11 protein-coding genes and 1 pseudogene are annotated in these 10,464 nt (G+C 55.6%); 10 read left to right on the forward strand and 2 right to left on the reverse strand.

What is annotated here, in order from left to right; all coding sequences use genetic code 11:
* Nucleotides 1-124, forward strand: a pseudogene (locus tag PG881_RS22065) (tyrosine-type recombinase/integrase); the annotation flags it as partial.
* Between the two features lie 274 nt (nt 125-398).
* Here the strand turns inward: PG881_RS22065 and PG881_RS22070 are convergent.
* A complete protein-coding gene (locus tag PG881_RS22070) occupies nt 399-1,103 on the reverse strand; it encodes an IS6-like element IS26 family transposase (RefSeq protein WP_001067855.1) in 705 nt (234 codons plus the stop codon).
* A gap of 232 nt (nt 1,104-1,335) precedes the next feature.
* Between PG881_RS22070 and aac(3)-IId the strand changes: the two genes are divergently transcribed.
* Entirely contained in the window at nt 1,336-2,196 is an 861-nt protein-coding gene (gene aac(3)-IId, locus PG881_RS22075) for an aminoglycoside N-acetyltransferase AAC(3)-IId (RefSeq protein ID WP_270802897.1), read from the forward strand.
* A gap of 12 nt (nt 2,197-2,208) precedes the next feature.
* Nucleotides 2,209-2,751: an AAA family ATPase gene (locus PG881_RS22080; RefSeq protein ID WP_000587837.1), complete on the forward strand. Its 543-nt coding sequence runs from the start codon at nt 2,209-2,211 to the stop codon at nt 2,749-2,751.
* Between the two features lie 481 nt (nt 2,752-3,232).
* On the opposite strand, the gene PG881_RS22085 is transcribed toward PG881_RS22080, so the two are convergent.
* Complete coding sequence (locus PG881_RS22085) at nt 3,233-3,424, reverse strand: hypothetical protein (protein WP_000951934.1); 192 nt, start codon at nt 3,422-3,424, stop codon at nt 3,233-3,235.
* Nucleotides 3,425-3,447: 23 nt separating this feature from the next.
* Between PG881_RS22085 and PG881_RS22090 the strand changes: the two genes are divergently transcribed.
* The 7 genes from PG881_RS22090 to PG881_RS22120 all read left to right on the forward strand — a co-directional run bounded on the left by PG881_RS22090 (nt 3,448) and on the right by PG881_RS22120 (nt 10,361).
* Nucleotides 3,448-3,675, forward strand: a complete 228-nt coding sequence (locus tag PG881_RS22090) for a hypothetical protein (protein WP_000248278.1) — start codon at nt 3,448-3,450, stop codon at nt 3,673-3,675.
* Between the two features lie 50 nt (nt 3,676-3,725).
* Nucleotides 3,726-4,862 (forward strand): DUF3883 domain-containing protein, encoded by a 1,137-nt coding sequence (locus PG881_RS22095; RefSeq protein ID WP_000080861.1) that lies wholly within the window; start codon nt 3,726-3,728, stop codon nt 4,860-4,862.
* A 114-nt stretch (nt 4,863-4,976) separates the two neighbouring features.
* Entirely contained in the window at nt 4,977-6,347 is a 1,371-nt protein-coding gene (locus tag PG881_RS22100; RefSeq protein WP_270802899.1) for an IS1182-like element ISCfr1 family transposase, read from the forward strand.
* Nucleotides 6,348-7,167: 820 nt separating this feature from the next.
* Complete coding sequence (locus PG881_RS22105) at nt 7,168-8,028, forward strand: broad-spectrum class A beta-lactamase TEM-1 (RefSeq protein WP_000027057.1); 861 nt, start codon at nt 7,168-7,170, stop codon at nt 8,026-8,028.
* Between the two features lie 225 nt (nt 8,029-8,253).
* Complete coding sequence (locus PG881_RS22110; protein ID WP_101618095.1) at nt 8,254-8,550, forward strand: hypothetical protein; 297 nt, start codon at nt 8,254-8,256, stop codon at nt 8,548-8,550.
* A complete protein-coding gene (locus PG881_RS22115; RefSeq protein WP_101618093.1) occupies nt 8,547-9,650 on the forward strand; it encodes a tyrosine-type recombinase/integrase in 1,104 nt (367 codons plus the stop codon). Before PG881_RS22110 ends, PG881_RS22115 begins: the two co-directional genes overlap by 4 nt.
* 108 nt (nt 9,651-9,758) lie before the next feature.
* Nucleotides 9,759-10,361 (forward strand): cold shock domain-containing protein, encoded by a 603-nt coding sequence (locus PG881_RS22120; RefSeq protein ID WP_101618091.1) that lies wholly within the window; start codon nt 9,759-9,761, stop codon nt 10,359-10,361.
* The last annotated feature ends 103 nt before the right edge of the window (nt 10,362-10,464 follow it).

The following is a 10,464-nucleotide window of genomic DNA, read 5'->3' on the forward strand; positions in this document are numbered from 1 at the left end:
GCAGGATCTGCTCGGCCATTCCGACGTCTCTACGACGATGATTTACACGCATGTGCTGAAAGTTGGCGGTGCCGGAGTGCGCTCACCGCTTGATGCGCTGCCGCCCCTCACTAGTGAGAGGTAGGGCAGCGCAAGTCAATCCTGGCGGATTCACTACCCCTGCGCGAAGGCCATCGGTGCCGCATCGAACGGCCGGTTGCGGAAAGTCCTCCCTGCGTCCGCTGATGGCCGGCAGCAGCCCGTCGTTGCCTGATGGATCCAACCCCTCCGCTGCTATAGTGCAGTCGGCTTCTGACGTTCAGTGCAGCCGTCTTCTGAAAACGACAATGGAGGTGGTAGCCGAGGGGGCACTGTTGCAAAGTTAGCGATGAGGCAGCCTTTTGTCTTATTCAAAGGCCTTACATTTCAAAAACTCTGCTTACCAGGCGCATTTCGCCCAGGGGATCACCATAATAAAATGCTGAGGCCTGGCCTTTGCGTAGTGCACGCATCACCTCAATACCTTTGATGGTGGCGTAAGCCGTCTTCATGGATTTAAATCCCAGCGTGGCGCCGATTATCCGTTTCAGTTTGCCATGATCGCATTCAATCACGTTGTTCCGGTACTTAATCTGTCGGTGTTCAACGTCAGACGGGCACCGGCCTTCGCGTTTGAGCAGAGCAAGCGCGCGACCATAGGCGGGCGCTTTATCCGTGTTGATGAATCGCGGGATCTGCCACTTCTTCACGTTGTTGAGGATTTTACCCAGAAACCGGTATGCAGCTTTGCTGTTACGACGGGAGGAGAGATAAAAATCGACAGTGCGGCCCCGGCTGTCGACGGCCCGGTACAGATACGCCCAGCGGCCATTGACCTTCACGTAGGTTTCATCCATGTGCCACGGGCAAAGATCGGAAGGGTTACGCCAGTACCAGCGCAGCCGTTTTTCCATTTCAGGCGCATAACGCTGAACCCAGCGGTAAATCGTGGAGTGATCGACATTCACTCCGCGTTCAGCCAGCATCTCCTGCAGCTCACGGTAACTGATGCCGTATTTGCAGTACCAGCGTACGGCCCACAGAATGATGTCACGCTGAAAATGCCGGCCTTTGAATGGGTTCATGTGCAGCTCCATCAGCAAAAGGGGATGATAAGTTTATCACCACCGACTATTTGCAACAGTGCCGTTTACTCATATATACTTTAGATTGATTTAAAACTTCATTTTTAATTTAAAAGGATCTAGGTGAAGATCCTTTTTGATAATCTCATGACCAAAATCCCTTAACGTGAGTTTTCGTTCCACTGAGCGTCAGACCCCGTATAGTGTTTTGCAGTTTAGAGGAGATATCGCGATGCATACGCGGAAGGCAATAACGGAGGCGCTTCAAAAACTCGGAGTCCAAACCGGTGACCTCTTGATGGTGCATGCCTCACTTAAAGCGATTGGTCCGGTCGAAGGAGGAGCGGAGACGGTCGTTGCCGCGTTACGCTCCGCGCTTGGGCCGACTGGCACTGTGATGGGATACGCGTCGTGGGACCGATCACCCTACGAGGAGACTCTGAATGGCGCTCGGCTGGATGACGAAGCCCGCCGTACCTGGCTGCCGTTCGATCCCGCAACAGCCGGGACTTACCGTGGGTTCGGCCTGCTGAATCAATTTCTGGTTCAAGCCCCCGGCGCGCGGCGCAGCGCGCACCCCGATGCATCGATGGTCGCGGTTGGTCCGCTGGCTGAAACGCTGACGGAGCCTCACGAACTCGGTCACGCCTTGGGGGAAGGATCGCCCGTCGAGCGGTTCGTTCGCCTTGGCGGGAAGGCCCTGCTGTTGGGTGCGCCGCTAAACTCCGTTACCGCATTGCACTACGCCGAGGCGGTTGCCGATATCCCCAACAAACGGTGGGTGACGTATGAGATGCCGATGCTTGGAAGAGACGGTGAAGTCGCCTGGAAAACGGCATCGGATTACGATTCAAACGGCATTCTCGATTGCTTTGCTATCGAAGGAAAGCCGGATGCGGTTGAAACTATAGCAAATGCTTACGTGAAGCTCGGTCGCCATCGAGAAGGTGTCGTGGGCTTTGCTCAGTGCTACCTGTTCGACGCGCAGGACATCGTGACGTTCGGCGTCACCTATCTTGAGAAGCATTTCGGAACCACTCCGATCGTGCCTCCGCACGAGGCCGTCGAGCGCTCTTGCGAGCCTTCAGGTTAGAGGCCGTCGACAATGATAATCTGGATCAACGGACCTTTCGGCGCCGGAAAGACGACGCTCGCTAAGCGGCTGCGCGATCGGCGTTCCAAATCGCTGATCTTTGACCCCGAGGAAATCGGGTTCGTGGTGAAAGAAACGGTCCCCATGCCAGCGAGCGGAGACTATCAGGATCTCCCCTTGTGGAGGGGACTTACGATCGCGGCGGTCAGGGAGATTCGAAGGAATTACTCGCAGGACATCATCATCCCAATGACGCTCGTGCACCCGGACTATCTGACTGAGATACTCGACGGGGTAAGGCGGATCGACGATCAGCTGCTGCACATCTTTCTGACGCTCAACGAGGACCTATTGCGTCACCGGATCGCGAACCAGACCATGCATCCTGACCCGAATCGAAATGCGGAGATTCGAGAGTGGCGATTAGCGAATGTCGCCCGATGCTTGGCCGCAAGGGAACGGCTTCCATGCACAACCCGTGTTCTCGATAGTGGTGCACACACCAGCGATGAACTCGCAGCGATGGTGCTCGACGGAATCGATGGGCGCACCTGATCGCCTTCGACGCCTGCGCAAAGCGTAGCGCGAGGGTGGCGGGCTCACGACCAAACGCCCAGAGGTCGATCATCGCAGGGATGTTTGGCTTTGTGGTGCGGACGACGGGACTCGAACCCGTACTCTCACAGAGAAGCAGATTTTCGTACCACCTCGACTTTCGCCGCCGTCTGATGACGTTCGTGGTCTGGACTGTCCCTTCGCCATTGCCCGAAGGCTTTAGGCGCCGCCCGTCCAGTCTCTACACCTTCCCCCGAAGGGGCTTGGCTCGGGATTGGCTTAGGGTATTGCCCGTTAGCGTTCCCCGACTTTGAGCGGTTCTACTCCGCGGATTTCCCCGCGGGCACTCCAATTTTAAAGTCTGCTGCGTCTACCGATTTCGCCACGTCCGCCTTTTTTCGCCGTTCCTAGCGCTCGTGCGATGCACCTATGTTGCACCTAGCGCCGAATCGTTCTTCGTCATCCTGAAAAACCACGTCTCCTAAAGCCTTGCATAGCTTATCTTTTCTCCACCACGAACTTTTTTGTGGGATGGTAGAAAAAAAGACTTTTTAAGTCCGCTGGCTTGCCAGGCCTTGTTAGCTTGTACGGTCATGGTTATCGGGTAAAGAATATTGACGGCATCGCTGGTGTCGGTGGCTGAAAAGCCGGCTCCCATCAGGGCAATAGCCATTTCAGATGCAGGCGTACAGGGCAATGGTCAACAGCTACAGCCTGTCTGACGATTCCGGCGTCATGGCTGCGGCGGCTATCACGCATTTTTTGTTCGGTCAGGCGGTGTTTTCGTACCTCAATGGTTGGAGCGTGTTGATCGGACCTGGTACAGGTTTGGACAGCACGGGCTGCAAATACGCAAGGGATTTAATGGGCCTGGTGGCGTTCACGGCTTTTATCGTGACGTTTCTGTTCAGGGGCTACTCATAATCTCGTGGCTCGGCGGTTCCCGGCACACCATGACAGTAAGGAAGGACCCTGTGTCTCAACTCTCCCAGCTTCGAAGCCCCGCCGCCGTGCAGGCTGCCATCGATGAGTTCGTGCAACTGGGCCGCACGAAATTCCTGGCGCGCCACGGCTACGGCAAGTCCCGCGACTTCCTGGTACGTGATCCGAAGACCGGCACCGATTGCGATTCCAAGGCCATCGCCGGTGTGGCCTTCGGCAAGCAATTTCCCGAGCAGGGCCCGCTCACTGCTGACAGCTTCTCCGGTGGCGAGACGACCGTCGTTCCGGCGCTGACGCGGCTCGGGTTTCGCATCATTCGCATCGGCGAAGACTGGTCCGAAGAAGAGGTCCTGGCCACGGTCGAAGACTATTTCGACATGCTGCGTGCCGAGGCGGCTGGGGAGCCGTACCACAAGTCCGAGCACAACCAGGCACTGCGCCAACTGCTGAACGGTCGCAGCAAGTCTTCAGTCGAGCTCAAGCACCAGAACATTAGCGCCGTACTCGATGCCCTGGGCCTGCCCTATATCAACGGCTACAAGCCACGCGGCAACAGCCAACTGCTGCTGCGTAAATCCGTACACGCCTACGTTCTGGAACATCAGCAGACGGTCGGCGCTCTTGTCGATGCCCTGGAGGAGGTAAAACTTCCGGGTGACAAAACCTACCGAGCGGCTTTGGTAGAACCACCCGCCCGTGAAGTGCTTGTGCGTACCCCGGCATCTCTACGGCAACGCCTACCGCGAAAGTTCGATTATGCCGCTCGCGATGAAGCCAACCGCAAGCTGGGCCGGGCAGGGGAGCAGTGGGTGATTGGCTACGAACAGCAACGCCTGACCGAGCTCGGCCACCCAGAGCTTTTTCAGCGGCTGGATTGGGTGTCCGACACCCAGGGAGACGGTGCGGGGTTCGACATCCTGTCGTTCGAAGAGGACGCCCATGAGCGCTTCATCGAGGTGAAAACCACCAATGGCGGGGTAGGCTCGTCTTTCTTGGTCAGCCACAACGAACTCGAATTCTCCAAGGAGGCGGGCGATCAATTCCATCTGTATCGCGTGTTCCAGTTTCGGGACGGTCCGCGCCTGTTCACGCTACCCGGCGACCTCAGCCAACATGTGCATCTCAAGCCGACGGACTACCGGGCGAGTTTCCGGAGTTTGGTGGGGTAAAGGCAGGGTTCTGTTGAGCCGAATGGCTGTGTGCGGCCGATTCTGTTGAAAAAGTAGCGGCCTCCCCATGCCGTTGGCAAAATTGCTTTGTCAGCGAGCGTGGGGGCGAACAGCATGATGGGACAGTTACCGGGAGGACAGCAGCGCCTGTTCTACTCGTTCAATCTGGAAGATCACGTCCCGGCCCAACATCTCCTGCGCAGCATCGACCAGTGCTTGGATCTCAGTGATCTACGTGCCTACCTGGCAGATTTCTATAGCCCCATCGGGCGTCCCTCGATTGACCCGGAGTTGATGGTGCGCATGCTGGTCGTCGGCTACTGCTATGGCATTCGTTCCGAGCGGCGATTGTGCGAAGAGGTGCACCTGAACCTGGCCTATCGCTGGTTCTGCCGGTTGGGTCTGGAAGACGAAGTCCCCAATCACTCGACCTTCTCGAAGAATCGCCATGGGCGTTTTCGTGACAGCGATCTATTCCGCTGGTTATTCAATGAGGTGCTGCGGCGCTGCATGGCAGCCGGCCTAGTCAAGGGTGAAGGTTTCGCCGTCGACGCCAGCATCATTAAGGCGGATGCCAGCCGGCAACGTGGGGTGGCGGGAGATGAGGTCGATTGGAACGATCCAAAGCTCAGCAGCCGCGCAGTGCGCGAGTACCTCGAAGCCCTTGATGAAGAGGCGCTGGCTGAGGCTCTTCCCAAGAAAATTTCGCTCACTGATCCTCAGTCCCGTTGGACAGCAGCGCCAGGTGGCCCGGCCTTTTTTGCCTACTCCACGAATTACCTGATCGACACTGAGCACGGTGTGATCATGGACGTGGAAGCTACCCCGGCGCACCGTACCGCCGAAGTCGATTCGACTAGGACGATGGTCGAGCGTGTCGAGGCGCAGTTCGATCTCACACCGGAACGCCTTATCGGCGATACCGCTTATGGCACCGCCCCGATGCTGGCCTGGATGGTCGAAGAAAAGGACATCGAACCGCATGTGCCGGTGTGGGACAAGACCGAGCGCAAGGACGACAGCCTCTCCAGTAACGACTTTCACTGGAGTCAGGACGCCAATGAATATCGCTGCCCAGCCGGCAAACCGCTACGCAGTGAATGGCGCGCCTTCACCCAGCAAAGGTCGCGGGTAACTAAGGCCAAAACCGTCATTTACCGCTCCAGCCAAACCGACTGCGCCACCTGCCCGTTGAAAGCGAAATGCTGCCCCAACACGCCGAATCGGAAGATCGTCCGCAGCATCCATGAGGCTGCCCGCGACGTGGCTCGACGCATCGCCAAGACACCGGAGTACCTCGTCTCTCGCTGCGAACGAAAGAAGGTGGAGATGCTTTTCGCCCACCTCAAACGGATCATGAAACTCGACCGTTTACGACTGCGTGGCCTAACGGGTGCCACTGACGAATCCACCTTGGCTGCGATGGTGCAGAACCTGCGCCGCATGGCCAAGCTTTTGCCTCAAGGGCCACCGCTGACGGGATAGGTATGCCTGCTACGAGCAGAAACCCTCAAATTAACCCTTAAACCTGAGCAAGGACGCTCAGTGAAACGCCGGAAGGCAACTTGAAGTGGCTTGCAGCCACTTCGACAGCAGGCACACCTGATCGGCAGGCTGCCGCTAAAGCTACTTTTTCAACAGAATCGGCCGATTTGTGCCGGTCGTCAAGGACCGCTTCGGATCACTCTCAACCGGATCGCGGGCCAGCTGATTTGCTAAAACCCGCGCCAAACTCAACGAAGGATTTCGCATGATCCGTTTTTTTTGGCGATCACGCTCGGCCTGATGGTTGGCTGCTCGTCGAGTTCAAGTTCGATCTGATCAGTGAGCGGTAGCGCAAGTGGATCGCCTCAGCCAAGCAGCGTTGTTGCCGGCGGCCGGAAGAAAGCCTTGAACTAGTAGCGGAAAGGATGAAACTTTATTTTTACGATTCTCAGCATTTTCCAAGGTTGAGCGAAAATTAGGATGATACTTTAATGATTCCGGCCTCCATCCCCACAAAACGCTTGCAGATGGCAGAATTGAAATAAGTCATTGTTTTAAATGGATTTTTGCAGGAATTGCTACGTTGCAGGGTCCTGTAGTTAGGATGACACTTTATTTTCCTCCCACAGGCCTCGTGATACGCCTATTTTTATAGGTTAATGTCATGATAATAATGGTTTCTTAGACGTCAGGTGGCACTTTTCGGGGAAATGTGCGCGGAACCCCTATTTGTTTATTTTTCTAAATACATTCAAATATGTATCCGCTCATGAGACAATAACCCTGGTAAATGCTTCAATAATATTGAAAAAGGAAGAGTATGAGTATTCAACATTTTCGTGTCGCCCTTATTCCCTTTTTTGCGGCATTTTGCCTTCCTGTTTTTGCTCACCCAGAAACGCTGGTGAAAGTAAAAGATGCTGAAGATCAGTTGGGTGCACGAGTGGGTTACATCGAACTGGATCTCAACAGCGGTAAGATCCTTGAGAGTTTTCGCCCCGAAGAACGTTTTCCAATGATGAGCACTTTTAAAGTTCTGCTATGTGGTGCGGTATTATCCCGTGTTGACGCCGGGCAAGAGCAACTCGGTCGCCGCATACACTATTCTCAGAATGACTTGGTTGAGTACTCACCAGTCACAGAAAAGCATCTTACGGATGGCATGACAGTAAGAGAATTATGCAGTGCTGCCATAACCATGAGTGATAACACTGCTGCCAACTTACTTCTGACAACGATCGGAGGACCGAAGGAGCTAACCGCTTTTTTGCACAACATGGGGGATCATGTAACTCGCCTTGATCGTTGGGAACCGGAGCTGAATGAAGCCATACCAAACGACGAGCGTGACACCACGATGCCTGCAGCAATGGCAACAACGTTGCGCAAACTATTAACTGGCGAACTACTTACTCTAGCTTCCCGGCAACAATTAATAGACTGGATGGAGGCGGATAAAGTTGCAGGACCACTTCTGCGCTCGGCCCTTCCGGCTGGCTGGTTTATTGCTGATAAATCTGGAGCCGGTGAGCGTGGGTCTCGCGGTATCATTGCAGCACTGGGGCCAGATGGTAAGCCCTCCCGTATCGTAGTTATCTACACGACGGGGAGTCAGGCAACTATGGATGAACGAAATAGACAGATCGCTGAGATAGGTGCCTCACTGATTAAGCATTGGTAACTGTCAGACCAAGTTTACTCATATATACTTTAGATTGATTTAAAACTTCATTTTTAATTTAAAAGGATCTAGGTGAAGATCCTTTTTGATAATCTCATGACCAAAATCCCTTAACGTGAGTTTTCGTTCCACTGAGCGTCAGACCCCTTTTATAGACCGTTTCATATGGTGTATAATGAAGGTTATATGTCATATGAAATATGGGGTCTAAATGAGGACTAATCTATGAGTTTACGCTGCGGGTTCGATACCTACGAGATCAGTGACACCATGATCGTGCTGATAGACCGGAATGAGACCGGGTTAGCCTCGGTGACCAATCAGGCCGATGAGGTGGTCACCTGGTTGCAACTCCACCTGAACGGTGGGATCGGTTTGCGCCGGGTCTATTACCGCGATAGCGACGGCAGATTTGATGAGTTGGTGGTCAAGGGTGGCCGGTTCGCCAGCTTTCGCGCCTGCACCCCCAGCCAGCAGCAGTATTTTCGCTCGCTCTACTACGCACAGCAGGAGTCGGTATGAACGAGTTGGTTCTGACTGATAACAGCTCGGGGGGCCCGCTGCAACTGGCTTGGGACCAGATGCGGCCCGACGATCTGAGTACCCTGATGCGCCAAGGGTGGTTGCGTGGGGTCCGGCTGGAGCAGGATCCCAACGTCCAGATCACGATAAGTCGCTTCATGCGCGAGTTTATCAGCCATCTGGAAAACCGCGCCACCCGCACCGCCCGGCAACTCCGCTGCATGTGGTTCCAGTTCGAGGCGTGGTGTCGTGAAAAGGAGCTGACCTCACTCCCAGCGGAACTGGAGACGGTAAAGCGTTATCTCTCACAGCGAGCCCTGGACAAACACAGGAACACACTCGGCATGGACCGCTGGGCCATCTCCCGCATTCACCAGGAGTGCGGATGCCCCGATCCGACCGCTGACCGCACGATACGGAACATGCTGGGTGATTATACCCGCGACAAGGTGCTCAATGGCGAAACCATTAAGCAGGCTACCCCGCTGCGCGAATACCATCTGGACGAACTCGACAGGATGTGGGGAAACAGCCCGGTTCTGGCCGACCGGCGGGATCTGGCCTTGCTGACCCTGGCTTACGAGACCCTTCTGCGGGCGGCGGAGGTGGCTCGGGTCAAGCTCAACCACCTGACGATGAAGCCCGATGGCAGCGCGGTGCTCACCATCCCGATAAGCAAAACCAATGTTTCGGGCGATCCTGACGTAACCATGCTTTCCCGGCAAGCCATGCGGTTGATTCGCGAGTATTTCAGCCTGGCGGGGCGGGTGTTCGATACCAAGCTCGATGATCCGCTGTTTGCTGGCATCAACCCAGAAGGCTGTTCAGTCAAAAGGGTGAGGCACCTGGGCTACTCCACTGTTCTACGGATCTTCACCCGTGCCTCGACCGTGCTAGCAGTGGAGGAGTTGGGTATCCCGCCATTTACTGCTCACTCATGCCGGGTTGGGGCCGCGCAAGACCTCGCTGCATCCGGTGAAAATGCCTTGAAGATCATGATGTCCGGTCGTTGGAAAAGTGAAGTGATGGTGATGAAATATTGCCGAAGCATCTTTGCTGAGGAAGGCGCGATGGCCAAGCGTCGTGCCAACCGGAGCTAGTAGAACGGCGTGGATGTACCGCAAGGACAATGACAATGCGGACGACAGCAGGCCGAAGCCAACAACACAGAGACACCACAATGGGTGCCGATAAGAAGGATTGCAGACATGGCGTTTAAGGGAACATTGGTGCGCTGGAACGGCGACAAGGGCTTTGGGTTCGTGCGATGCGACATGGATCAGAAGGAGTATTTCGTCCATATCTCGGCCTTCCCCCGAGATGGTGTGCCGCCCCGGCTCAATGAGAGCTTGATCTTTGAGATTGGGGCCGGGCGCGATGGCCGCCCCAGAGCCGAGTCGGTGCGCCGGGCCGGTAGCAGTGTGCCGCCCAGAGTCCTCCATCCACATCGAGCGCCGAGCACGCCCCAGGCTCAGCGTCGTCCTAAGCCGCGTTCATCACGCCCGAGGTTTACCTCGTTGCTGATGAGTGTGGCGTTGCTGGCGGGCGGCTACTTGGCAGCCAAGCCATTTCTGTCCGGCCATGGGTCGCACCCCATCGCGCAGGTGAGCCAGGCCAACTCAAGCGGCGGGGATGAGCAGCAGGAAGTCAGGGTAGATGTCGCAACCAGCCGATACCGTTGCGATGGGCGGCAATATTGCAGCCAGATGCAAAGTTTGGAGGAGGCGCAGTTCTTCCTCGACAACTGCCCGAACACCAAGCTAGATGGTAATTACGACGGCGAACCCTGCGAGGCGCAGTTCGGCCAGTGATCGCCTGCCTTGTTGTCCCTTGAGTAGGGGGAACCGCAGAATTCGGAAAAAATCGTACGCTAAGCTAACGGTGTTCTCGTGACAGCTCTTTGACTAGGCTTTC

This window comes from Aeromonas sp. QDB54, from assembly GCF_027707385.1.
GTDB classification, from domain to species: domain Bacteria; phylum Pseudomonadota; class Gammaproteobacteria; order Enterobacterales; family Aeromonadaceae; genus Aeromonas; species Aeromonas hydrophila.

Excerpts from the sequence above, each read along its gene's own strand:
- PG881_RS22070 (WP_001067855.1), bottom strand. The coding sequence starts at position 1,103 with ATGAACCCATTCAAAGGCCGGCATTTTCAGCGTGACATCATTCTGTGG.
- PG881_RS22080 (WP_000587837.1), top strand. The coding sequence starts at position 2,209 with ATGATAATCTGGATCAACGGACCTTTCGGCGCCGGAAAGACGACGCTC.
- PG881_RS22085 (WP_000951934.1), bottom strand. The coding sequence starts at position 3,424 with ATGGCTATTGCCCTGATGGGAGCCGGCTTTTCAGCCACCGACACCAGC.
- PG881_RS22090 (WP_000248278.1), top strand. The coding sequence starts at position 3,448 with ATGGTCAACAGCTACAGCCTGTCTGACGATTCCGGCGTCATGGCTGCG.
- PG881_RS22100 (WP_270802899.1), top strand. The coding sequence starts at position 4,977 with ATGATGGGACAGTTACCGGGAGGACAGCAGCGCCTGTTCTACTCGTTC.
- PG881_RS22105 (WP_000027057.1), top strand. The coding sequence starts at position 7,168 with ATGAGTATTCAACATTTTCGTGTCGCCCTTATTCCCTTTTTTGCGGCA.
- PG881_RS22110 (WP_101618095.1), top strand. The coding sequence starts at position 8,254 with ATGAGTTTACGCTGCGGGTTCGATACCTACGAGATCAGTGACACCATG.
- PG881_RS22115 (WP_101618093.1), top strand. The coding sequence starts at position 8,547 with ATGAACGAGTTGGTTCTGACTGATAACAGCTCGGGGGGCCCGCTGCAA.
- PG881_RS22120 (WP_101618091.1), top strand. The coding sequence starts at position 9,759 with ATGGCGTTTAAGGGAACATTGGTGCGCTGGAACGGCGACAAGGGCTTT.